General features: G+C 70.7%; 21 protein-coding genes and 1 pseudogene. 4 read left to right on the plus strand and 18 right to left on the minus strand.

Features of this window, described 5'->3' with window-relative positions; translation table 11 throughout:
- Window positions 1-171 precede the first annotated feature (171 nt).
- Window positions 172-1,599 carry a right-handed parallel beta-helix repeat-containing protein gene (locus MSPGM_RS20810; protein ID WP_209688309.1) on the plus strand — a complete coding sequence of 476 codons (1,428 nt, stop codon included), beginning with the start codon at window positions 172-174 and terminating at the stop codon, window positions 1,597-1,599.
- A gap of 153 nt (window positions 1,600-1,752) precedes the next feature.
- On the opposite strand, the gene MSPGM_RS20815 is transcribed toward MSPGM_RS20810, so the two are convergent.
- The 6 genes from MSPGM_RS20815 to MSPGM_RS20840 all read right to left on the minus strand — a co-directional run bounded on the left by MSPGM_RS20815 (window position 1,753) and on the right by MSPGM_RS20840 (window position 9,029).
- A complete protein-coding gene (locus MSPGM_RS20815) occupies window positions 1,753-2,013 on the minus strand; it encodes a hypothetical protein (protein ID WP_015857399.1) in 261 nt (86 codons plus the stop codon).
- A complete protein-coding gene (locus MSPGM_RS20820) occupies window positions 2,013-4,217 on the minus strand; it encodes a GumC family protein (RefSeq protein ID WP_003606910.1) in 2,205 nt (734 codons plus the stop codon). Before MSPGM_RS20820 ends, MSPGM_RS20815 begins: the two co-directional genes overlap by 1 nt.
- Window positions 4,218-4,287: 70 nt before the next feature.
- Complete coding sequence (locus tag MSPGM_RS20825; protein ID WP_015857400.1) at window positions 4,288-5,811, minus strand: exopolysaccharide biosynthesis polyprenyl glycosylphosphotransferase; 1,524 nt, start codon at window positions 5,809-5,811, stop codon at window positions 4,288-4,290.
- A 60-nt stretch (window positions 5,812-5,871) separates the two neighbouring features.
- Entirely contained in the window at window positions 5,872-6,873 is a 1,002-nt protein-coding gene (locus MSPGM_RS20830; RefSeq protein WP_003605918.1) for an NAD-dependent epimerase/dehydratase family protein, read from the minus strand.
- A 378-nt stretch (window positions 6,874-7,251) separates the two neighbouring features.
- The gene (locus tag MSPGM_RS20835; RefSeq protein ID WP_003605919.1) at window positions 7,252-8,031 is read right to left on the minus strand and encodes a WecB/TagA/CpsF family glycosyltransferase; all 780 of its coding nucleotides are present in this window, start codon (window positions 8,029-8,031) and stop codon (window positions 7,252-7,254) included.
- Complete coding sequence (locus MSPGM_RS20840) at window positions 8,028-9,029, minus strand: UDP-glucuronic acid decarboxylase family protein (RefSeq protein ID WP_003605920.1); 1,002 nt, start codon at window positions 9,027-9,029, stop codon at window positions 8,028-8,030. Before MSPGM_RS20840 ends, MSPGM_RS20835 begins: the two co-directional genes overlap by 4 nt.
- 455 nt (window positions 9,030-9,484) lie before the next feature.
- Here MSPGM_RS20840 and MSPGM_RS20845 point away from each other — a divergent pair, with 455 nt between their 5' ends.
- The 3 genes from MSPGM_RS20845 to MSPGM_RS20855 are packed head-to-tail and all read left to right on the plus strand — an operon-like array spanning window position 9,485 to window position 12,713.
- The gene (locus MSPGM_RS20845; protein WP_003605921.1) at window positions 9,485-10,852 is read left to right on the plus strand and encodes a polysaccharide biosynthesis/export family protein; all 1,368 of its coding nucleotides are present in this window, start codon (window positions 9,485-9,487) and stop codon (window positions 10,850-10,852) included.
- A 52-nt stretch (window positions 10,853-10,904) separates the two neighbouring features.
- On the plus strand, window positions 10,905-12,314 hold the full coding sequence (locus MSPGM_RS20850) for a mannose-1-phosphate guanylyltransferase/mannose-6-phosphate isomerase (protein ID WP_003605922.1): 1,410 nt from the start codon (window positions 10,905-10,907) through the stop codon (window positions 12,312-12,314).
- Window positions 12,315-12,323: 9 nt separating this feature from the next.
- The gene (locus MSPGM_RS20855) at window positions 12,324-12,713 is read left to right on the plus strand and encodes a hypothetical protein (RefSeq protein WP_015824253.1); all 390 of its coding nucleotides are present in this window, start codon (window positions 12,324-12,326) and stop codon (window positions 12,711-12,713) included.
- A 185-nt stretch (window positions 12,714-12,898) separates the two neighbouring features.
- On the opposite strand, the gene MSPGM_RS20860 is transcribed toward MSPGM_RS20855, so the two are convergent.
- The 12 genes and pseudogenes from MSPGM_RS20860 to moxG all read right to left on the minus strand — a co-directional run bounded on the left by MSPGM_RS20860 (window position 12,899) and on the right by moxG (window position 22,324).
- Window positions 12,899-13,576, minus strand: a complete 678-nt coding sequence (locus MSPGM_RS20860) for a response regulator transcription factor (RefSeq protein WP_003607310.1) — start codon at window positions 13,574-13,576, stop codon at window positions 12,899-12,901.
- Complete coding sequence (locus MSPGM_RS20865; RefSeq protein ID WP_003607309.1) at window positions 13,573-14,160, minus strand: hypothetical protein; 588 nt, start codon at window positions 14,158-14,160, stop codon at window positions 13,573-13,575. The genes MSPGM_RS20860 and MSPGM_RS20865 overlap by 4 nt, the downstream gene beginning before the upstream one ends.
- Window positions 14,157-15,101 carry a YncE family protein gene (locus MSPGM_RS20870; protein WP_015857401.1) on the minus strand — a complete coding sequence of 315 codons (945 nt, stop codon included), beginning with the start codon at window positions 15,099-15,101 and terminating at the stop codon, window positions 14,157-14,159. Before MSPGM_RS20870 ends, MSPGM_RS20865 begins: the two co-directional genes overlap by 4 nt.
- A gap of 24 nt (window positions 15,102-15,125) precedes the next feature.
- Window positions 15,126-15,656 carry an SRPBCC family protein gene (locus MSPGM_RS20875; RefSeq protein WP_003607917.1) on the minus strand — a complete coding sequence of 177 codons (531 nt, stop codon included), beginning with the start codon at window positions 15,654-15,656 and terminating at the stop codon, window positions 15,126-15,128.
- On the minus strand, window positions 15,656-16,666 hold the full coding sequence (locus MSPGM_RS20880) for a vWA domain-containing protein (protein ID WP_015857402.1): 1,011 nt from the start codon (window positions 16,664-16,666) through the stop codon (window positions 15,656-15,658). The genes MSPGM_RS20875 and MSPGM_RS20880 overlap by 1 nt, the downstream gene beginning before the upstream one ends.
- Window positions 16,663-17,289: a hypothetical protein gene (locus MSPGM_RS20885; RefSeq protein WP_003607211.1), complete on the minus strand. Its 627-nt coding sequence runs from the start codon at window positions 17,287-17,289 to the stop codon at window positions 16,663-16,665. The genes MSPGM_RS20880 and MSPGM_RS20885 overlap by 4 nt, the downstream gene beginning before the upstream one ends.
- Window positions 17,289-18,356 (minus strand): vWA domain-containing protein, encoded by a 1,068-nt coding sequence (locus MSPGM_RS20890; protein WP_003607212.1) that lies wholly within the window; start codon window positions 18,354-18,356, stop codon window positions 17,289-17,291. Before MSPGM_RS20890 ends, MSPGM_RS20885 begins: the two co-directional genes overlap by 1 nt.
- Window positions 18,357-18,360: 4 nt before the next feature.
- Window positions 18,361-19,283, minus strand: a pseudogene (locus MSPGM_RS20895) (nonribosomal peptide synthetase MxaA).
- 5 nt (window positions 19,284-19,288) lie between these two features.
- Window positions 19,289-20,158 (minus strand): DUF58 domain-containing protein, encoded by an 870-nt coding sequence (locus MSPGM_RS20900; RefSeq protein ID WP_015857404.1) that lies wholly within the window; start codon window positions 20,156-20,158, stop codon window positions 19,289-19,291.
- Entirely contained in the window at window positions 20,155-21,186 is a 1,032-nt protein-coding gene (locus tag MSPGM_RS20905) for an AAA family ATPase (RefSeq protein ID WP_003599122.1), read from the minus strand. The genes MSPGM_RS20900 and MSPGM_RS20905 overlap by 4 nt, the downstream gene beginning before the upstream one ends.
- Before the next feature lie 148 nt (window positions 21,187-21,334).
- Complete coding sequence (locus MSPGM_RS20910) at window positions 21,335-21,625, minus strand: methanol dehydrogenase [cytochrome c] subunit (RefSeq protein ID WP_003599120.1); 291 nt, start codon at window positions 21,623-21,625, stop codon at window positions 21,335-21,337.
- 105 nt (window positions 21,626-21,730) lie between these two features.
- Entirely contained in the window at window positions 21,731-22,324 is a 594-nt protein-coding gene (gene moxG / locus MSPGM_RS20915; protein ID WP_003599117.1) for a cytochrome c(L), periplasmic, read from the minus strand.
- Between the last annotated feature and the right edge of the window lie 118 nt (window positions 22,325-22,442).

Below are 22,442 nucleotides of genomic sequence, written 5' to 3' on the forward strand. Positions count from 1 at the left end.
AATATCGGGCCGCGGTGCCTTGGCTAAAAGCTTTACGGTTAATGACTTCCCAGGCCGAATAGGCCGCATGGCCTAGCGCAGATTAATTACGTTGCAGATTTGCTAGGTCGATCCACTGATTCTATTCATATAGTTATTGATTTTGTTGTAATATTAACAAATGGAGCAAATATGCCCACGGGTTTGACCACAAGCACCACGCCCATCCGTACGACGCATGATGGACAGGTCATCGAAAATCTGGATCTCTGGGTCTCCGACGGCAACGCCATCCGCGTCGAGCACGACAATGTCGTCATCCGCAACGTCACCATTCACCACGCCGACGGCAACGGCATCGTCGTCGAGGATTCCAGCGGCGTCACCGTCGAGAACAGCCTGATCGTCAATTCCGATCCGCCCAACGGCAACGGGGGTCTGGCCGGCGAGGCCACGGGCATCCGGGTCGTCAATGCGCCCGATTTCACCGCTTCGCACGTGACCCTGCAGGACAGCGGCACCGGCATCTATCTCGGCCAGTCGCCCGGCGCGACGCTCTCCCACATCGAGGGCCACGACTTCCACGGGCTCTATCCGTCGGGCCAGTTCGTCCAGTTCTACCAGTCGCCGAACGGCAGCCTCTCGGATTTCGCTGTCACCAACGATCCGAACGGGTCGCATGTCGAGGACAACGTCTCGATCATCGACAGCCAGAACGTCTCGATTACCAACGGCGTGATCGACGGCAACAATTCGCCGAGCGGCGTTGGCGTGATGTTCGAGGGCAATTCGCAGGGTGGCCAGGTCCAGAACGTCGACGTGATCCACATGGGCAATGGCGGCTTCTCGTCCTATTCGGACGACGTGTCCTTCATCGACACCCGCTCCTTCGACAACATCGCCGCCGACCAGGGCCGGGGTGATCCCCTGTCCAACGCCGTCATCTGGAACGCGACCGGCGACGGCGTGTCGATCGTCGACTCGACCTACACGGACCCGGCGGTGGCCAACAACATCGCCTGGGGGCCGTCCTCGGCCGGCGCGGACGTGTCGGCAGCGCCCTCGGCCACGCCGATGACGCCGATCCAAAACGTGTTCGATTGGGTGGCGGGTACGGTCGGGACCGTCGTTGGGGTCGTCACGGGCGACAGCCCGGCACCGCCCCCGGTCGCCGCCTCACCCTCCGGCACCAGCCTCAACCGCGACGGCACCGCCGGGGCCGAGACGATGACCGGATCGAACGCCGCCGACGACCTCGACGGGATGGACGGCAACGACACGCTCAACGGGTTGGCCGGCGACGATGCGCTCTATGGCGGGGCCGGCAACGACCGGCTCGACGGCGGCAGCGGCACCGATCATCTCTGGGGCGGGGCCGGGGCCGACCGGTTCGCGTTCAAGGCCGGCAACGGCACCGATTGGGTCGAGGATTTCGAGACCGGCGGTTCCGCACCCGACGCGATCGAGATCAGCCGGTCGATGTTCGGCTCGTTCGAGGCCGTCCTGGCCGCGGCGCAGGACGTCGGCACCGATGTCGCGATCCGCTCAGGATCGGACACGCTCTGGCTCGCCGACACCCAGAAGGCCGAGTTAAGCGCGGGCCATATCCTGTTCGTCTGACCGCGACGCCTGCGCGCTGAGGCGGAAAACCCATCCCTCCGCCTCATCCTGAGGGGGCCGCGCCAGCGACCCTCGAAGGATCGTCCAGGCTCGAAGGATTGTCCGGGGACCGCACGGGATCCGGAGGATCCTTCGAGGCTGCTGCGCAGCACCTCAGGACGAGGTCGTGGGTGGGAAAGCCTCGACGCCCTGGCCGTGCCCGTGGGAGCGGTGGGTGGCCAGGACCCGCTCGATCCCGGCCCGGAAGGCGGCGAGCGTGCCCAGCGGCCGGGCGCAGCCGCCGCAGGCGATGGCCGCCTCGGCGGTCGGGTCCGCCGGCCAGGTGACGGCGGGGGACCCGCAGGCCGCGCAGGCGAAGGTCCATTCGCTCACGAGGATCGCCACCCCCGGGCTCGCTGCGGATTGCGCGCCCATCACGCGCTGTTCCGGTAGTAGTGCGAGAAGTCGCGGTAGAGCGTGCCGCGGTCCGCGGCACGGCCCTCGTGGCGCTTCAGATCGACCTTGTTCAGGACGAGCCCGGCGACGGTCAGCCCGAGCCGGCGCATATAGGCGAGGCTCGCGGTGACGGCGGCCTTCTGCGTGCCATGCCACGCCACGACGTGGACCACGGCGTCGGCGTGCTGGCGCAGGAGCGCGACGTCGCCCAGCAACAGCACCGGGGGCACCTCGACAAGGATGATGTCGTAGCGCTCGCGCGCCTCCCGCACGAGCATGCCGAAGGTCGGCTCGGCGTAGATGTCGTGCCCGTCCTTGAGGCCGGAGACGCGGCGGATGGTCGAGATGCGGCCCTCCGCCTCCTCGTCGTCGGCCGGCGTCTCGTGTCCGAGATTGCCGTGGCAGCCGTCCTCGATCGCCGCGCGGCGGGGCGAGCCGTCGAGGATCAGAACCCGGCGCCCCATCGCGGCGAGCGAGCGCGCCACCGAGCGGGCGACGACGGACTTGCCCTCGCCAGGCATCGCCGAGGTGACGAGGACGACCTTGAGCGGCTCGCGCACCGCCACGAGTTCGGCCACCGCCGCCCGCACGGCCTCGCGGAAGAGGAGATCCTGTTCCAGGCGCTCGCCCGATTGCGCACCCGCCGGCCGGTTCGGCAGCAGCGCGAGGCAGGGCAGGCCGGTCTCGGCCTCCATCTCGCCCTGGCTGCGATAGCCCCGGTCGCGGCGGTCGAGCCCGAGCGCCAGCACCGAGCCGGCGCCGGCCCCGGCGAACAGGCCGAGGCCGAGCACCAGGCCGAGGCCGGGTCCGGTGGGCAGGGTCGGCACCTTGGCCGGCGCCAGCATCTGCGCCATCACCGGCTTGAGTTCGCTCAGCGCGTTGGCGGTCTGGTAGCCCTCGTCGAGGACGCGCAGGCGGTCGCGGGCGGCGGTCGCGTCGGCCTGGAGTGCGCGGAGCTTCGATTCGAGCGCCTTGCTCTCGATGAGCGAGCGGCGCACGGTCGCGACCCGCGCCTCGGCCGAGGCTTCGAGCCCGCGGGCGGCGCCGAGATCGACCTCGACCAGTTTCAGCACCTCGGCCATGCGGAGCTGAAGCCGCTGCTGGAGCGCGGCGATCGACGCCTTGAGCCGCAGCACGCTGGGGTGGTTGTCGCCGGAGACGGCGGTGAGCTGCTCCAGTTCCTGGCGCAGCTTGCTGTCATCGGCCAGCATCTGCTGGATCACCGGCGAGATCGTCGTGTCGGAGGCGTTGGGCACGCCGCCAAAGCGCATCACGTCCCCGGCGCGCTGCAGCCGGGCCTCCTCCGCCAGCCGCTTGGCCGAGGCGCTGGAGAGTTCGGTGAGGGCGTCACGCAACTGCTGCTCGCGCAGGTCCACGCCCTCGCGCACCGATTCGACGAAGCCCGTGCGCTTGCGGAAGGCGTCGATCTCGCTGTCCAGCCGGGCGAGTTCGCCGCGCGAGACCTGGATCTGCTCGGCGTACCAGCGGCTCGCCCGCTCGGTGGCGAGCGAGGCCGCCTGCATCTTGCGGGCGAGATACTCGGTGGCGAAGGTGTTGGCGGTCTCCGCCGCCCGCTTCGGATCGCGGTCGCGGTAGCCGATGGTGATCAGATAGGCCTTGGCGTCGTTGCCGACGGTGAGCCCGCGCAGGAGCCGCTGGGCCTGGGCGTCCCGCTCGGTCTCCTGCTGCGCGGTTTCTTCCGGACGGGTGCCGGGGAGGGCGGGCAGCGCGGCCTGAACCCGGTTCTCGAGGGCCTGCCTCAGGGAGCCGACCCATCCCGCGGATGCCTCCTTGGCGGCAGGCCCCGCCTGGGCCGCCTGCTTGGCTTGCCCGGCGTCCTCGAGCCGGCCCGCCACGGATTGCGCGATGGCAAACGAGCGGATGATGCGCGCCTCGCTCTCGACGACCGAAGCCGGTTCGAGGGCGATCTGCGGGCCGGACTTGCCCGTCCCGCGCACGTCCTGGGTCTGGCCGAAATCGAACTGGAGCAGCACCTCGGCGGTGTAGCTCGGCGGAAGGGCGAGCGTGGCCGCCCCCGCTGCCAGCGCCGACAGCACGGCGATCGAGGCGATCATGATCCGGCGCCGCCAGAGCACCGCCAGGGCGTGCCCGGTGACCGCCTCGTAATGGGAGGTCAGCGATCGCCCGCCGCCGGGCGGGTCGGCTTCGTGGAACGGATCCATGGGTCACGCCTGCGTCGGGATCGAAAAAGGGAAGCGCGTCGAGGGGAGGAGGGGCCGCCGGGGCTCCTCCTCAGCGGGCGCCCTTGGCGGTGAGCACCGCCGGCACCGTCTCGAGGAGGATGTACAGGTCGGTCCAGATCGACCAGTTGCGGATGTAGAAGCTGTCCTGCTGCTCCTGGACCGCGAGGTCGCCGTCGCTGCGGGCCGAGATCTGCCACAGTCCGGTCAGGCCCGGCGGCACGCTCGCCCGCAGCGCCTGGAAGGCCGGGCCGAACCGCTCGGTGTGATAGGCGGGGAAGGGGCGGGGGCCGACCACGCTCATGTCGCCGCGCAGCACGTTGAGGAGCTGGGGCAGCTCGTCGAGGCTGGTGCGCCGGATGAAGCCGCCGATGCCGGGCAGGACGCGCGGATCGTTGCGCAGCTTGCAGAACCGGTCCCATTCGCGCCGGGCGGCCTCGTCGGCGGCCAGATGCTCGGCGAGCCGCGCCTCCGCGTCGCGGAACATGCTGCGCAGCTTGTACACGCGGATGGTGCGGCCATCCCGCCCGACGCGGGGCTGGACGTAGAAGGCCGGGCCCGGATCGGCGATCTTCACCGCGAGCGCCAGCACACCGATCAGCGGTCCGCAGACGAGAAGGCCCGGCACCGTCACGGCAAGGTCGAGCGCCCGCTTGAGCCGCAGGTTGTGCGGCAGGAAGATCGCCCGGCGCACCACGAGCCCGACCACGGGACCGAGGCAGCGGGTCTTGAGGCGCACGGTCTCCACCTCCGGCGCATGGTGCGCCACGAGCACCTGCCGGAACGGGTGCCGGGTGAGCCAGGCGAAGCGGGTGGGCTCGCGTTCGCCGGGCGTGCAGATGGCGACCTCGGCCGCCTCCAGCAGGCTCGCCATGCGCTCGGCCGCCCGCTCGGTGTCCTCTCCTGGCCCCGGCGACACGACGGTGCGGAAGGGTTCGACCGCTTGATCGGCCGCGCGGACGATGCCGATCGGTCGGAGCCCGAGTTCCGGCCGCGCGGCGAGGCTGCGGGCCAGCTCGGTGGCCCCCTCGCCGTAGACGATGGTCGCCGCCCCCCACACGCCCCGCCGGACGAGACGCGCACGCACAAACCCCTCCGCGTAGTGCCCGAGCGGGATGGAGAGAAGGGCGGCGATCCCGGTGGCGGCCCAGGACCACGGCCAGGACCAGGGCCCGCCGCCGACCAGGATGGCGGCGGCGAACGCGAGGGCGGCGGCCAGACCGCGGCGGCGGAGCCGCTCGATCGGCTCCGCCTCGATCGGTTCGTAGAGGCCGCACAGGGCCAGTGCGCCGATCTGCAGGGCGCACCAGCCGGTCAGCATGGCCGGCGCGAGGCCGGCGGCCGCTCCGGCCGCCGCCATCACGAGAAGGCTTCCCCCGCAGGCGACCAGCACGGCGACGGTGTCGCCCGCGAGCAGGGCGCCGGTGACGATCCGGCGCCGTGCCTCGGCGACCGTCTCGGCGCGCCCGGACCGGACGGGTCCGAGACGCTCCTTGAGACGCTCTCGAAGTCGTCCCTGCCAGCCGGCTCCGCCGGCCGGCAGGAGACTGGTATTTGCGACATCGACGTCCGGCATGGGCTCGCTCGTGCTGCGTGACGGGCGGGAGGGCGGGCGGAAAGCGCGGGATCGCCGCGCTTACTCGGCGGCCTGCCGGGGGGCGGCGTCCGCCTGGGCCGCCTGTGCCTGCTGGATCTGTTCGTTGATCCAGCGGTAGGTCGGCTGCAGCCCCTCGCGCAGGTGGATGAGGGGCTCCCAGCCCAGAACCTCGCGCAGGCGGGTGTTGTCGCTGTTGCGCCCGCGCACGCCCTGCGGCTTGCTCAGGTCGAACGCCTTGTGGATCGTCTTGCCGGAGACTTCGGCCACGAGATCGACGAGGCCGCTGATGCTGACGAGTTCGTCCGTGCCGAGGTTGAGCGGCCCGTGATGGTCCGACTGCATGATGCGGTAGATGCCCTCGACGCAGTCATCGACGTACATGAACGAGCGGGTCTGCTGGCCGTCGCCCCAGATGTCGATCGTGCCGCCGTCGGGCGTGCGCGCGATCTTGCGGCAGATCGCGGCGGGCGCCTTTTCCTTGCCGCCGTCATAGGTGCCGAGCGGCCCGTAGACGTTGTGGAAGCGGACGGAGCGGGTCGGGAAGCCGTAATCCTCGGTGAAGTACTGGCAGAGCTTCTCCGTGTAGAGCTTCTCCAGGCCGTAGCCTTCCTCGGGCGCGGCCGGGAAGGCATCCTCTTCCTTCAGCGGGATCACGCTCGGCACGTCCTGCAGGTGCTGCGGGTAGACGCAGGCCGAGGAGGAGAACAGGAACCGCTCGACCCGTGCGTCGAAGGCGGCCTTCAGCATCTGCGCGCTGATCATCGTGTTGTTGAACGTGATCGAGGCGTGCGCGCCGGAGATGTAGCCGATCCCGCCCATGTCGGCGGCGAGGTTGTAGACTTCGTCAACGCCCTTCACCGCCTCGCGGCATTCCTCGAAGGACCGCAGGTCGGCGAGCATGAACTCGTCCGCGTCGCTGTTCCCGAAATCGGGATATTTAATATCGACGCCGCGGACGTGATAGCCGTGGCGACGCAGGTACGTCACCAGATGTCCACCAATGAAACCGCCGGCCCCGGTAACAACTGCGCTCTTCGACATGGGTGTGACGCCTTTTCTGCTTTGGCGCTTCCATTCTTATTTCGAGGGCCGACTGAGCATATCTTCTCGATGGGCGATCATACTTTCGCGCTACCGTAATCCTTTGGGGCGCTGCGCGGCCAAGAGGGGCCCGGCCCGTCGAAAGAGAGCATGACGGAGCGCGTGCCGGGTGCCCCGCAAGAGCCCCGGCCCCGCGCGATTTCGGCGTCGGGAACGCCTCTGGGCTGAACACGACGGAAGACGTGGCTCGATCGCGTCGGATCGGGCCACGTCTCCAGATCAGGGTCCAAGGCGCCGGTCGCGGGCGGGTCTCCCCGCCCAAAACAAGTGCCAAGCTATTGATGCGAACTGTTTTTCCGAAAAGCCTCGGGATGGCCTTTAGAAGGATCGGCGCGGTCGCGACGGCGCGTTCAGGAGCTGGAACGCGGCGCGCAGCATGAATTCGGGCACAATCCGCCCGTAGCGGCGGGCCAGCCGGCGCGGCTCGGTGCCGAGGCGGAAGGCCCATTCGAGCCCGCGCCGCTGCATCCAGGCCGGCGCCTGCCGCTTGGTTCCGGCGAGGAAGTCGAAGGCCGCGCCGACGCCGACCATGACCGGCACCTCGAGCCGGTCGCGGTGGCGCGCCATCCAGTATTCCTGCTTCGGGGTGCTGAGACCCACCCACAGGATGTCGGGCGCCGCCGCGTTGATGCGCGCGACGATCGCCTCGTCCTCCTCCGGCGTGGTCGGGCGGAAGGGGGGCGAGAAGGTGCCGGCGATGGGCAGGTCCGGGAACTGCTCCGTCAGCCGCGCGGCCAGCCGCTCGGGCAGGCCGGAGCCGCCTCCGAAGTAGTATTGCCGGTAGCCCTTGCGGGCGGACAGGGCCGTCAGCGCGCGCATGAGGTCGGGTCCGTAGACCCGCTGCGTGCGCGGGAAGCCGAGCCGGCGCGCCATGAAGACCAGCGGCATCCCGTCCGGCGTGACGAGGCCGGCGCGCTCGTGGATCGCGCGCAAGCTCCCGTCGGTCTGGCACTCGATGACGCCGTGGGCGCCGGTGATGCAGACGTAGTGGCGCTGGCGGGCGAGGATCCAGTCCTCGACCGCCATCACCGCCTCGTCCAGCGTGATCGCGCTGACCGGCACCCCCAGGATCGGAACGCGGGGGAGGGGTGCGCTCATGAGCCGGTCTTCGCGAGTTCGGGCAGCGCCGGCTCGAACGGCGTCACGCTCGAGCCGGAGGCCGAGAGCAGCGCCTCGAAATAGGCGATCGTCCGCGTCAGCCCCTCGTCGAGCCCGACCTTCGGGGTCCAGTGCAGCATCGCCTTCGCCCGGGTGATGTCGGGGCAGCGCTGGCGCGGGTCGTCCTGCGGCAACGGGCGGTAGACGATCTCCGAGCGCGAGCCGGTGAGCGCGATGATCCGATGGGCGATCTCGGCGATGGTCACCTCGGTCGGGTTGCCGAGATTGACCGCGCCATCGAGCGTGCCCTCGACATTCATCAGGCGCATCAGCCCCTCGACGAGGTCGTCGACGAAGCAGAAGGCGCGGGTCTGGCGGCCGTCGCCGTAGAGGGTGATCGGCTCGCCCCGCAGCGCCTGCACCACGAAGTTCGAGACGACCCGGCCGTCGTCGCGGTTCATCCGCGGCCCGTAGGTGTTGAAGATGCGCGCCACGCGGATCGGCACGTGGTGCCGGCGCTGGTAGTCGAAGAACAGGGTCTCGGCGCAGCGCTTGCCCTCGTCGTAGCAGGCGCGCGGGCCGCTGACGCTGACGAGGCCGCGATAATCCTCCGGCTGCGGGTGCACGTCCGGATCGCCGTAGATCTCGCTGGTGGAGGCCTGGAGGATCGGGATGCCGAGGCGCTTGGCGAGCCCGAGCATGTTGATGGCCCCGATCACGCTCGTCTTCGTGGTCTGCACCGGGTCGCGCTGATAGTGGATCGGGGAGGCGGGGCAGGCGAGATTGTAGATCTCGTCCACCTCGACATAGAGCGGGAAGGTCACGTCGTGGCGCATGACCTCGAAGCGCGGATTGCTCAGGTGCTGGGCGAGATTCGACCGGTCGCCCGTGTAGAAATTATCGACCGCGAGCACGTCGTGTCCCTGCGCCACCAGTCGATCGCACAGATGGCTGCCGACAAAACCGGCCCCACCCGTCACGAGGATACGCTTCTTCATCGCTCGACGTCTCCCATTGTCGGTCGATCCCAGCTTAGGAGACCTTGATCGGGTTCGGCATTGCTGTTTCGAGGAAGACGCGACGTCCTGCGTGCGAAGGCGGTTTACCACGATCGGGAGGTGCGAGCCCTTTCTTGCCGTGGGCCAAGCGGCGCGCGCGGAATCGGTTCCCAACCGCGCCTTCGAGCCGCAACCGGCACCGTCGGACTAACCCGGTCGCGAACCCCGAGGTGACCGAATAGCCAGAGCCAACGGGGAGGGGCTCTGGCATTCAAACAAGGCGTCACGGCAGCCCGGCCGCCTCCCGGTTCTCCCCGGTGCTCCCTCGAGCACAGAGGGCTTCGGGCCGGCATCTCCGGGGTACCGGCTGATCGGGCAGAGCTCCCGAATGGAGCAGTCTCCCGAGCGGCCGCGTCGCCGGCCGGCGCCCGGCAAGCGGCCTGAGAGGCGAAGGCATGCTCGATTTCAGGACATTTCGGTTTTGGAGCGGCGAGGGGCGCCGCGGCGCCACGCTCGGCGCGATGCTCGGCTCGGGACTTATGCTCCTTCTCGCCAGCACCCCTCTCGCCGCCGAGGCGCAGGCTCCGGAGGCCTTGCCGGAGCCCTCGGCCGAGACCGCGCTGCTGCTGTCGAGCGGCGACAAGGTGACGATGGTCGTCTTCGGCCAGACGGACCTGACCGGCGAGTACGTGGTCGATGCGGTGGGCGACCTGAACCTGCCGATGGTCGGGCGCGTCCGGGTCGCCGGGCTGTCGCCCGAGCAGGCCGAGACCCTGGTGCGCACCCGCCTCAACGACGGCTACCTGCGCTCGGCCACCGTCAGCCTGCGGCTTTCCGAGATGAAGCCGGTCTATGTTCTGGGCGAGGTGCGCTCGCCCGGCAGCTACACCTACCGCTACGGCCTCACCGTGCTCGGCGCGGTGGCGCTGGCCGGCGGCGGGCGGGTCGGCGACCGCTCGATCACCGAACTCAAGGGCGAGATGCTGACCGCGCGCGAGCGTCTGCGGAGCCTGGAACTCGCCCGGCTCGCCCAGCGCGCCCGGCAGCTCCGGCTGGAGGCCCAGCGCGACGGACGGACGAGCTTCGTCTCGGACGAACTGATCGGCCCGGAGGCGACGGCGCTGATGCGCGGCGAGCAGGAGATCTTCTCGCTCCAGCGCGAGACGGAGCGCAGCGAGGTCGGCCTGCTGCGCCAGCAGGTCGAGCGGCTGGAGACCGAGCGGACGTCGCTGACCCAGCAGCGGAATCTCATCGAGGAACAGGTCAAGCTGACCGAGGCCCAGGTCCGCAACTACGCGCGGCTGACCGATAACGGCCACGGCCTGCAGACGATCATGGTGGATCGGCAGCGGGAGAACGCCCGGGTCCGGGCGGAACTCGCCCGGATCGACGCGGAACTCGCCCGCAACGGCACCGCCACCGGCGAACTGACCCTGCGCCAGCGCGACACCGAGAACGGCCATCGCCGCCGGGTCGTGGCCGATCTCCAGGCCACCCGCCAGCAATTGCTGGAGACGGAGGCGAGCCTGCCCATCGCCCGCGACCTCTTGGAGAGCCGCGCCCGACGGCTCGCCGCCTCCGATGGCGGCACCGAGTCCACCGGCTGGAACGTCGAGGTGACGCGGACGCAGCGCGACCGGGCAGTGACGTTCCGGGCCAGCCTGACCTCCGTGCTGCTGCCGGGCGACGTCGTGCAGGTCTCACCCGCCAAGGCCGGCACCGGCGAGGCGCCGGCCCCGGCTCCCACACGTGGCGGGGCGGCCGCTCCCGGCCCCGTCTCGCAGGCGGCACCCGCCCTGCGCAGCTCGATCGAAACCCGCTGACCTTTCTTCCAAGTTCCATCTTCCAAGTCCCAGCACAAAAGGACGCCCGTCGATGCCTGCACGGATCCAGCCCGTCATCCTTTGCGGCGGCTCGGGAACGCGGCTCTGGCCCACCTCCCGCACCTCATTGCCGAAGCAGTTCGTGCCTTTGCTCGGGCCGCACTCGACCTTCCAGCAGACCCTGCTGCGGCTCCAGGGCCCGCTCTTCGCCCGGCCGATCGTGGTCGCCAACCGCGATCACCGCTGCCTCGTCGAGAAGCAGGCCGCCGCGATCGATGCGGGCGTCACCCTGCTGCTGGAGCCGGAGCGCCGCGATTCCGGCCCGGCGATCCTGGCCGCCTGCACCCTGGTGGCGCGGGAGGATCCGGAGGCGGTGGTGCTCGTGCTGCCCTCCGACCACATCGTCACCGAACCGCGCGCCTTCCGGCGGGCCGTGGCCTCCGCCCTGCCGGCGGCGCGGGCCGGGCGGCTCGTCACCTTCGGGATCGAGGCCGATCACGCCAGCACCGAATATGGCTGGATCCGGCCCGGCACCCGCGTCGAGGCGCGCTGCCACGCCGTGCACACCTTCGCCGAGAAGCCGGACGCGGCGCGGGCCGCGACCTACCTCTCGGACCGCTGGCTGTGGAACTCCGGCAACTTCCTGATGCGGGCGGACACCCTGTGCGCCGAATACGCCGCGTTCGATCCCGACACGGCCGCCGCCGCCGCCCTGGCGGTCGAGGCCGCTGCCGACGAGGGCGGGGCGCTCGCCCTCGACGCCGAGGGGTTTGCCGGCACCCACAAGACCTCCCTCGACTTCGCGGTGATGGAGAAGACGAGCCGCGCCGCGGTCGCGCGGATGCGCTGCGGCTGGTCGGATGTCGGCAACTGGAACGCGCTCTGGGCGATCAGCGAGCGGGACGATCTCGGCAATGTCAGCCGCGGCGCGGCCGAGCTGTTCGACACCGAGGGCTGCTTCGTCTCCTCGGACGGGATGGTGACCTCGCTCGTCGGCGTGCGGGATCTCGTCGTGGTGGCCGAGAAGGACGCGATCCTGGTGGCCGACCGCAGCCGCTGCGGCGACGTGCGCAAGATGGTCGAGATCCTGCGCAGCAAGGGCCGGCCCCAGGCCGAGTGGCACGCCTCCTCGCACCGCCCCTGGGGCAGCTACCGGGTGCTGGAGGCCTCCGACGGCTTCCAGGTCAAGCGGATCACCGTGGCGCCCGGCGGCCGGCTCTCACTGCAGAAGCACCGCCACCGGGCCGAGCACTGGGTCGTGGTGCGCGGCTGCGCCCGGGTCACCGTGGACGACACGGTCGCCGATTACCGCGAGAGCGAGCACATCTTCATCCCGCTCGGCGCCATCCACCGCCTCGAGAATCCCGGCAACGACGATGTCGAACTGATCGAGGTGCAACTCGGCAGCTACCTCGGCGAGGACGACATCGTCCGCCTCGAGGATGCCTACCACCGCGCCTGACCAGCCGTCATGACAGCCCCCGAGGAGCGGATAACGGAGACCGGACCGGACGCCGCGGCGTCCGAGCCGGCGGAGCACGGCGCCCTGACCCGGCACTGGGACAGCCTGGACGGGGAGGCCGCCGCGCTGCTCGGCGCGGTCGAGCGGAATCTCGACCGCAACGCGGACCGGGATCGCGGGCCGGAGGAGGGCCGGCGTCCGACCCCGCTCGGCGGGGAGGTGCACCGGCCCCGCCTCAACGGTCCGAGCCGTGCCGCGAGCCTGCCCGACCGGCCGAAGCGCTGGATCACCGCCGTGATCGCGGCGGCGGCGCTGACGCTGCCCTTCGCCACGCCGGCGGGCGATGCCAGCCCGCGGGCCCCGTTCGGCGGGCCTGCGCCCGAGCGGGGCGCCAAGTGACGGCCGCGTGACAGTCATCCAACCCGCCCCCTCATCCTGAGGTGCCGGCGCGCAGCGTCGGCCTCGAAGGATCTTCCAGGGATCGCGCGCTTCCTGGAGGATCCTTCGAGGCCCGCTGTCGCGTGCACCTCAGGATGAGGGTGAGGATGGGATGGGTTTAAGCCTGCGGACGCCTTCGAACCGGCTCACAGCAGCGCGTTGCGCCGGTTGACCGCGATCTGGACCAGCCCGGCGCGCGACTCGACGCCGAGCTTCTTGCGCATGCTGGAACTGGCATTGATGATCGTGCGGTAGCTCACCGCCATGGCGCTGGCGATGGCGTCGTAGGATTTGCCCTGGCTCAGCAGCGACAGGATCTGCAATTCGCGCGCGCTCAAGGTGGCCAGCGGGGCGGGGCGGGCGCTGCGGTTCAGCATTGCCACGTCGGTGGCGAGGGCGTGCGGCAGGTAGCCCCGCCCGGCATGGACCGCGTCCAGCGCCTCCAGGAAGGCGTCCGATCCGGCATCCTTGAGCGCGAAGCCGAGCGCGCCGCTTTCCAGGGCGCGGGAGACCAGCACCGGGTCGGCATGCATGCTGAAGACGAGGATGCGCGCGGCCGGGTCGAGCGCCCGGATGCGGCGGATCAGCGACAGGCCGGACAGGCCGTCGTCGCGAAAGCTCAGATCGGCCACCACGAGGGCCGGCCGGTGCCGGTGGAACAGGCGGTAGCCCGAGACGATGTCGGCGGCCTCGTAGACTTTGGCCACGCCCGCGGCTTCCGCCAGCCGGCGCACCCCCTGCATCACGATGGGGTGGTCGTCGATGACGAGCATCGTCTCCGGCCGCGCCGGCAGGGGCCGGGCGGAGGCGCGTCCGTCGCTCACGGTTGCCCTCCCGTCTGTTTTTCCGATTCCCGGGGCGGATCGGGCGGCATCTCCGGCGCGGCGATGTCCGGCCGCTCGCGGGCTTCGAGGCGGGTGAGCGCGGTGGCGTGGTCGGCGCCCTGGGCGCGGGTGTTGTAATAGTGCTGGCACATCTCGCCGTAGAGACTCTTGTTGCGCCCCCGCACCGACGCAATCTGGCCGAGGCCGTCGATCAGGCCGCGATAGGATTCCGTCTTGCCGATCTCGGACAGCATCTGTCCGAGCTGCACCGTGCGGTTGGCGATCATGCGCTTGTCTTCCACGAAGGCGCTGCGCGCCCGGTCGAGGGATTCGCGCAGTTCCCTGACCGCCGCGGCGTCGCCGGGCAAGGGGTGTCCCGCCTCGCGGCCCGCGAGCCAGCGCGCCGGGTCGGTTCCATCGGTGGGCGAGAGCCAGTCGGGCAGGTGGTCTTCCGAGGTCGAGGCGACGATGGCCCCGTCGTCCCCGCGGTCGGACGCCGCGCTCGACGTCTCGCCGGAGGTCTCACCGCGGTCGCAGGCGGAGAGGAGCAGCAGGGCGGCGAGACCGGCCGCGAGCGCTCTCATCGCAGGGCTTCCTTAGCCGGCGCGGCGATCGCGAGGCTGCGCGGGCCCTCGGCGACCGGCACTTGGGTGATCTCCTTCAGCGTGGCGAGATCGATGACGGACACGGTGTCGGAGAACCAGTTCGCCACATAGGCCTTTCCCCCCTCGATCACGATGCCCTCCGGGTAGCGGCCGACGCCGATCGTCGCCGCGTTTGCGAGCGTGCCCGCGTCGAGCACGGTGACCGTGCCGGCATGCTGGTTGGTAACGAAGACCCGCGCCCCGTCGGGGCTCACACTGACGCCGTAGGGCATGGCGCCGGCCGGCACGGTGGCGATGGCTTTGAGCGTCCCCGTGTCGATCACGGTGAGGTCGTTGCTGCGCACGTTGCCGACATAGAGGCGGCGCTCGTCCGGGCTGAGCGCCAGGGCGAAGGGGGCGGTGCCGACGGGAATCGTCGCGAGCCGGGTCATCCGCGCCCCGTCGAACACGCTGACCTGATGGCTCTCCCGATCGGCGACGTAGAGCCGGCCGGCGCGGTCGAGGGCAATGTGTGCCGGGTCGCGACCGGTCTCGGCGGAGGCCTCGACCGTGCCGTCCGCGGCCGAGAGCCGGTCGACGCGGTTGCCCGACCAGTCGGCGACGAACAGGGTCCGGCCGTCCGCCGAGGCGGCGAGGCCGAAGCCCTGGCCCTTGTAGGGGAGGCGGCGCAGCACCGCGCCCGTGGCGGCGTCGGCCACGGTGATCGTGTGCCCGTCCGGATGGCTGAGGAACACGGACCCGCCGCCCGCCGCGACCGTGGCGGGCGCTCCCGCTACGGTCGCGCGGCCCGCGACCGTTCCCGCCTCGAGGCGCGTCACCTGAGCCCCCTGCTGGCTCGCGACGTAGACCGTCGCGGCCCGCACCGGCAGGCCGGCGAGAGCGGGGGCAAGGAACAGTGCGACGAGGGCGGGGCGGATCATGGCGCGTGCCTTAGTGGGACCGGCTCATTTGCCCTTGCCGCCTTCCACGGCCGCCTTCAGGCCCTTCAGCCCTTCCGAGAAATACGTGTTCATCGCCGCCTTGCCGGCCTCATCGCTGAGGTTCTCCGGCGGCTCGTTGCCGGTGTCGCCGCGATAGAAGCGGCCCATCCACTCGACCTTGGAGCCGTCGCCCTCCGGGCTCACGGTGAAGGTCGCCGAGTAGGACGAGACCGGCAGCGCCGTCAGGTTCGGCTCGCCCATCCGGTAGGAATAGGTGCGACCCTCCGGCTTGTACTCGTCGAGGCTCTCTTCGAGTTTTCCGCCGTTCTTGAAGGTCAGCGTGCGGGTGCCGCCATCCTTCGAGCCGCTGCCCTCGGCCTTCCCGATCGCCGGGTGCCACTTTCCGATGCCGGCGAAGTCGCCCGCTACCTTCCACACCGCGTCCGGGCTCGCCTTGATCGTGATCGACTGGGAGACCTTCTGCGGGGTCGGGCCGTGGGCGAGGGCAGCGGTGGCAGCGAGCGCGAGCGGAAGAACGAGAAGGGACAGACGCATTATGACATCCTGCTGGGGGTGAAGGGTGTGAATCGGGCGCGGAGCGCGCCCGCGACGAAGACGGCGAGCACGAGGGCCAGAGCCGCCGCGCCGAGGAAGGGGCGGGGGTCGAGCCGGCTCGGAAGGGGGCGCGGCATGGCGGCCGCGAGCAGGGGCGCGCGCAGGTCCGGCCCGTCGAGATGGGCGTAGGCGAGGCCGGTCTGGGCGGCGAGCGCCTTCAGATGCGGCTCGCGCACGGAGGAGAGATGCTCCTCGCCGCGCGCCGCCGCGCCGCCGAAGGGGGCGTTGCGCGGGTTGTAGCCCTCGCGCGATTCCGCGTCGGCCGGGGGCGGGCCGAAGCGGTTCTCCTGCTGCACGTCGGTCTCGGCATAGAAGCCGGTCTCGCGGCCGCGATCGTTGAATTTCGGGATCGGCGCGAGCGCGTAGCCCCCTGCCCCGACGATCAGGCCGCGCACCGCCCCGGCCTTGCCCTCGAAGGGCGGGATGCCGTTGGCCGGCAGCGGCGGCGTCTCCTGCCCGTCGGTGATGAACAGGAGGTCGGTGTCGAGTTCGCCGGCCATGGTGAGGGCGCGGTGGAGGCCCGAAGCGATGCGGCTGTCGCCCTCCCAGGCCATGCGCCAGTCGAGCGCCGCGATCGCTCCGTCGAGCGGCGCGAAATCGGCGCAGACCTCGATCGGCGCGAACAGCAGGAAGGGGCGCCGCTCGGTGAACAGGGCGAGCGCGAGGCGCGAGCCGCAGGGCAGTTCGGGGATGAGGTCGCGCAGGGCGGCCTTGGCGATGTCGAGCCGGCTCGCCGGGCGCCCGTCGCTGGTATAGTCGCGCACGTTCATGCTGCCGGTGATGTCGACCACCGCCAGCACCGAGACGCCCGAGCGGGTCAGCGGCAGCGGCGGCACGACGATCGCCAGACCTGCGAGCAGCAGGGCGAGGGCGAGCGCCTGGAAGCGGCGGTCGCGCAGGTTTCTCGCGACTGGAAGCGCGGCCCACACCCTCATGGCCCGCGGATTCATGGCCCGCCTCTTGGCTGTCCGGGAATGTCGGTCCAGATCTGCTTGGGCTCGGCCTTCAGCTCGTCGCCGAATGTGCGGTCGAATTCCGGAAAGTCGCGGATCAGGCGCGAGGCGACGTCGAAGTTGAACTTCGCGTCCCAGAAATCGGGCCGGGCCTGGAGCGCCCGGCGGTAATCCTGGCGCGCGAGGGTGACCTGCGGGCCGGCCTTGTCGAGTTCGCTGCGCTCGATCAGCCGGAAGGCTTCGCGGATGCGGGCATTGGCGACGATGTAGCGGGCGCGGGCTGCGGCGTCGGCGGAATGCCGATGGTCAAGGGTTTCCAGCAGCGGCTCGGACTCGCCGAGGCGATCGCGAAACGCCAGGAATTTCGTCCGCGCGACGAGGAGCGCGTCGGGGGCGTCCGGCGAGACGGCGATGTCGCGCCCCGCTTCCAACTCGGCGATGGCCGCGTTGGTGCGCGCGTCCCGCCAAGCCGAGAGCGCAAGGGCGGCGGCGGTTCCGAGCAGCAGGATCGGCAGCAGCACGAGCAGGGTGGGGCGGAGGCTGCGCCAGCCCTGGCCCAAGCCCGCGCCGAGCCGGGTGCGCAGGGACGGGGAGGGCGCGTGGGTGAAGGCGGAGGGCATCAGGCGGCGGCCCTTCTCGGCGCAGCGGCGGGTGCGGGGCCGGCCGCAGCGGCACTCCGCTCACGGACGGGCGCGCGCAAAAAGTCGGTCTCGGCCAGCTTGGCGAGGACGAGGAGAAGCAGGCCGAAGGCGGCGAGGGCGTAGGCCCATCCGGTCAGGTCGCGGCGGGGGCGCTCCTCGGTATAGGGGATCGGATCGCGCTCCAGCGCCTCGATCTGGCGCACGGCGTTGGCCACGGCCTCGGCGCCCTCCGCCTCGAAGGCGCGGTAGGGCACGCCGAGGCTTTTGAAGAACAGGTCGAGATGGCGCTCGGGCGCGGCCTGGGGCGTGTCCTCGCCCGCGGGCTTGTCGGTGATCGAGGGCGAGCCCTTGGTGCGCAGGAACAGCCAGTAGAGGTTCGGCTGCACCTTGGTGAACTCGGCGCGCAACTGCGCCTGGATGCGCGGATCGATCACCGCCGCCCCGTCCGAGACCAGCAGCAGCGCCCGCGACACCCCCGGCGCGCCCGCCCCGAACTGCGACAGCGCCATGCCGAGGCCGCGGGCGACGTTGGTGTAGTCGAGGCCCGGCCGGTCGATGGCGGCGATGGCCGCGCGCACGGCATCGTGCCGGTCGGTCATCGGCACGACCAGCATCGGCGCGGTGGAGAAGGCGGTCACCGCGAACTGATCGTGGGCGCGCTCGCCGACGAAGTCGCGCAGGATGCGACGGGAGGCGGCGGCCTTCGATTCCTCCGCCCCCGAGGGCTGCCGGCCGGCAAAGGTCTCGTTCATGCTGCCCGAACGGTCGATCAGCATCGAGATCTGGGCGCCGATGCCGGTGCGGGTCACCCGCTCGCCGGCGCGGTACGGGCCGGCCAGCGCCAGGACGAGGCCGCCGATGGCCAGCATGCCGGCGGCGGTCAGGACAATCCGGAGACCCGCGGAGAGCGGATCCTCGGGTGCCGCCGCGACCGAGGAGACCGCGCTGCGCCGAGTGACGGACAGGAGCAGCGGCAGAAGCGCTAGGGGCAGGAGCCAGAGCAGCCAGGGCGTGGCCAGGCCGAGGGAGGGGAGGAGCGCCGTCACCGGGTCACGCGCTCCGCTCGACCGCGCCGAGCCGGCGCAGCAGGGCCTCGGCCTCGGGCAGGGGCAGCGTCGTCCCGGCCCCGGCGGTGTCCCGGCCGAAGAAGGCCAGCCGCGAGGCAGAAAAGAATTTTTGGAGGCCCCCGCCTGTCCCCGGAAGGCGGGATGGCGGCCGAGGAAGTCGGGCAGGTCGTCGGCGAGCACCCGGCGTCCGTCGGTGGCGTCGAGGCCGCGATGAAGGGCGAGCAGCGCCTCGCGGTACAGGGCTTCGCCCCGTGATCGCCGCTTCGCCTGACGGAGCGCCTTTTGAGCGAGCGCGAACGGCCGGCCACGGCGGCTGCGAAAAATCCACCACGCCCGGTCGTAGGCGAGCAGCAGCAGCGCCAGAACGGCGAGCGCGAGGAAGCCGGCCGCCGAGGCGAGCGCCGGCTGCGGATCGAGGCGCGGGGCGCGCCCGTCGGGCCGCAGGTACTCGGCCGGGTCGTCGCGCCGCTCGGGCTGCACCTCGCGCAGGGGCGAGACGCCGATCTTCCAGGCGGGCAGCTGCGCCACCGCCGTGGTCGATCCGTTGGCGCCGGCATTCTCGACGGTGACGGGAAAGCCCGGCACGTCGAGGGTCCGGGCATCGAGCGCGACGTAGAAGTCCTGATAGGTCAGGCGCAGCCGGATCACATGGGCGCCGTCCGCGCCCCGGCTCTCCTCCGTGCGCACGTCGCGCAGATCGAGCCAGTAGGTGACCGGACCGGGCTTCGGCAGGGAGGATCGCTGCAGGGTGAAGCCGGGATCGGTGCGGATCTCGGCCTGGACCTGCACGAGGTCGCCCTGGAAATAGCCGAAGGCGCGGGGCGTGCGCAGCTCGACGCCGCGCACCTGGGCGGCGGCCGGCAGCGACACCAGCGCGAGGAGGAGGGCGAGGGGCAGCGCGCGCATCGCTCTCACGTCGTCATCAGGTGGCGGCTCAGCGCCTCGGCGTCGAAGCGGTCGGCGAGCCGAAAGGGCGGACGGGCGAAGGGCGCGCAGATCCGGCGCAAAGCTTCGACGCGCTCCGCTTCGCGGGCGATCCAGCGGCGGCGCAAGGATGGGCGCAGGAAGACGAGGCGGCGCCCGGCGCCCTCCAGATCGTCGAGTTCCACGAGGCCCCAGTTCGGCAGGTCTTCGGCCTCGGCGGAATCGGCGAGCAGCACCGGGGTCACATCGTGCAGCGCCAGCGCCGAGAACACCGCCTCGATCAGCGCCTCCGGCCAGCGGAAATCCGAGACGAGGAAGATCAGCTTCGGGCGCCCGGCAAGGCGGCGCGCCGCCTCCAGCAGCCCCTCGGCGCCGCGTCCGTCGCAGGCCGCCTCGCCGAGGCGCGCGGCGGCGGCCTGGGCGGCGGCCCGGTGGCGGGTCGCGGGGAGGGTGAGGTCGTCGCGCAGAGTGTCGTCGCAGGCGATCAGGCCGAAGCCGTCGCCGATCCGCGTCGCGGAGCGGGCGAGCGTGGTGCAGAACCCGGCCGCCAGTTCGCGCCGGTCGGCCCGGCCGCGGAAGCGCATGGACGCGGAGAGATCGACCAGCGCGTAGGTCTCGACCGGGCTGCGCGCCTCGAAGCGGCGCACGAACACGCCCTCGAACGGGTCGCGCAGCGACGCGCGCACGTCGATGCGCCGCGCATCCGGCAGGCGCAGGAAGCTGACCTGATCGCGAAACGTGCCGAGGCCGCCGGCATCGCGCCCGCGATGGGCGCCGACCCTGTGCCCGCCCGGCCGCCAGCGCGGGAGGTAGATGATGTCGGCCCCGTCGTTGACCCCCTCCTCCGGACCGCTCACGGGGCGGGCACCGTCTCGAACACCGCGCGGATCAGGTCGGGCACGATCTGCGCGCGGCGCATCTCGTAGACGGGTTCGAGGAAGACGCGGTGGGCCATCACCTCGGGGAAGACGGCGCGGATATCCTCCGGCACCAGCCAGTCCCGGCCTTCCAGCCAAGCGCGGACGCGGGCGGCGCGCACGAGGAAGGCGACGCCGCGGGGCGAGGCGCCGCCCTGGACGAGGCGGTCCATGGCGATGCCGGGCAAGCGGATGCCGGCGGGGCCGGGGCGCACCAGCGCCTCCCACAGGCCGACGACGTAGGCCTCGATCGCCGGCTCGGCCGAGATCGCGTGCTGGATCGCGCTGGCGATGGTGCCGATGCGCTCGAAGTCGAGCACGCCGGCCTCGACCTCCTCGGTGAGCCGGTCGGTGTCGTGGAAGCGGGGATCGAACACGAGGTCGCGGCGGGCCCGCGCGTCGCGCGGCGCCTCCATGCCGATCTCCATGAGGAAGCGGTCGCGGGCGGCGGCCGGCAGCTCGAAGGTCTCCTCGCGCTCGACGCGGTTGCGGTCGGCGAAGACCTGGAGGTTGGGGAAGCGGTACTCGCGGTTGAAGGCGCTGACGCTGCGCTCGGCCATGATGCGCAGGAGCAGCGCGTGGACCTGCGGCCGGGCGCGGTTGATCTCGTTGAAGAAGAACACCGACAGATCTTCGGCGCGCCGCAGCACCGGGCCGGGCTCGACCCGCGGGCGGCCATCCTCGCCGAGATAGGTGTGATAGATCAGGTCAGTGGGCATCATGTCGACGGTGCCCTCGACGCGCTCGTAGGCGCCGCCGAGGCCGCGGGCGACCGCGCGCAGCAGCGTGGTCTTGCCGACGCCGACATCGCCTTCGAGCATGACGTGGCCGCGGGCGAAAATCGCGATCGTCAGCAGGCGGATCGCCCGGTCCTGACCGACGACGGCCTTGGCGATCTCGCGCTCGAAACGCGCGGCCGCGTCCCGCCAGTCGGTGAGCATGGCGTCGCCGGGGCGCAAGGTGTTCATTCGGCGGTTGGCCTTTTTCTTGTCGTTGGGAGCGCCCTCACGCGGTGTCCGCCCCTCCCGCTCCGGATCGGGCCTGCCCGATCCGGCAGGTCAGGACGGATCCCGGACAGGTCCGAGATCCGAAGGGGAGAGGCGGAGCCTCAGCGGATCAGTTCGCCGAGATCTTGGCGACGTCGTATTCGAACTTGCCGGTCTTCTTGAAGTTCTCGACACGCTTCTTGTTGCGCTCTTCCATCTGCTTGATGGAATCGGCCTGCTTGTTCAGCTCCTTGGGATCGTGCTTGGGATCGTACTTGGAGCCGGCGATCTTCTCGGGGAAGCCGGGCTTCGGCTCCCAGCAATTGCCCGCGGCCTTGCACTTGGTGCCGTCATAGGCGAGCGCCGGGGCGGCGAGGCCGGACAGGGCGACGATGGCGGCGGCGATGAGAGTGGTCTTCATGGTTTCCTCCACTTTATGGGACTTGCTCTTCTTGGGACTTGTCGCGAGCGGCGATCCCGCCCCCTCGATCGCGCCGGTTCGAGCCCGGCCCGAAACCCCGAAGGATCACTCGTCCAGCGGCTTGCACTGGCCCTTGGCGTCCTTCGGGATGACTTCGCCCTGCTTGTAGGGCGTGTAGGCCTTCTTCTGCTCGTCGTTGAGCCAGACGGCGTCCTGCTTCGGCCCCGTATAGAGGTGGCGAATCCAGGCGATGGTCTGAAGCATCTCGTCGGGCGTCAGATTCTCGTTGTGCGGGCCCATCATGCCGTTGGCGCCGCCGAAGATCGTGGCGAACAGGCCCACATCCGTGGTGTTGGACGGGTAGGTCCAGTAATTGTCGTTCAGGCCCGGCCCGAGCTTGCCCTCGGCGAGGTGGCCGTGGCAGCCCGAGCAGGACGTCGCGAACAGACTCTCGCCATTCCGCAGGCAGGACTTGTCGTCGATGTAGAGGTTCTCGCCGGTCTCGAGGAACTTCTTCACGGCGGGCGTGTCGCGGCCGCCTTCCTTGCCTTGCGACACGTCGAGCGCCTCGCCGGTCACGGTGTTGCGGAACACGACGCCGGTCTGCGGCCCGGATTGCGGCTGGGCGAGCGCGGGCAGGGCAATGCCTGCGAGCGTTAGGCCGAGAAGGGCGGTTCCGATCTTTACGCGGTTCATCATCGTCTTGTTCTTGGTCCTCAGCACACGTTTAGGACGCTTTCCGACGAAGTGGACGCCGGTTCGGCGAAAGAAAGCGTTTTAAAACAAAGGTCTAGAGACGCCGGCCTGATGCCATCAG

Source organism: Methylorubrum sp. GM97 (genome assembly GCF_024347855.1).
Taxonomy (GTDB): Bacteria; Pseudomonadota; Alphaproteobacteria; order Rhizobiales; family Beijerinckiaceae; genus Methylobacterium; species Methylobacterium extorquens.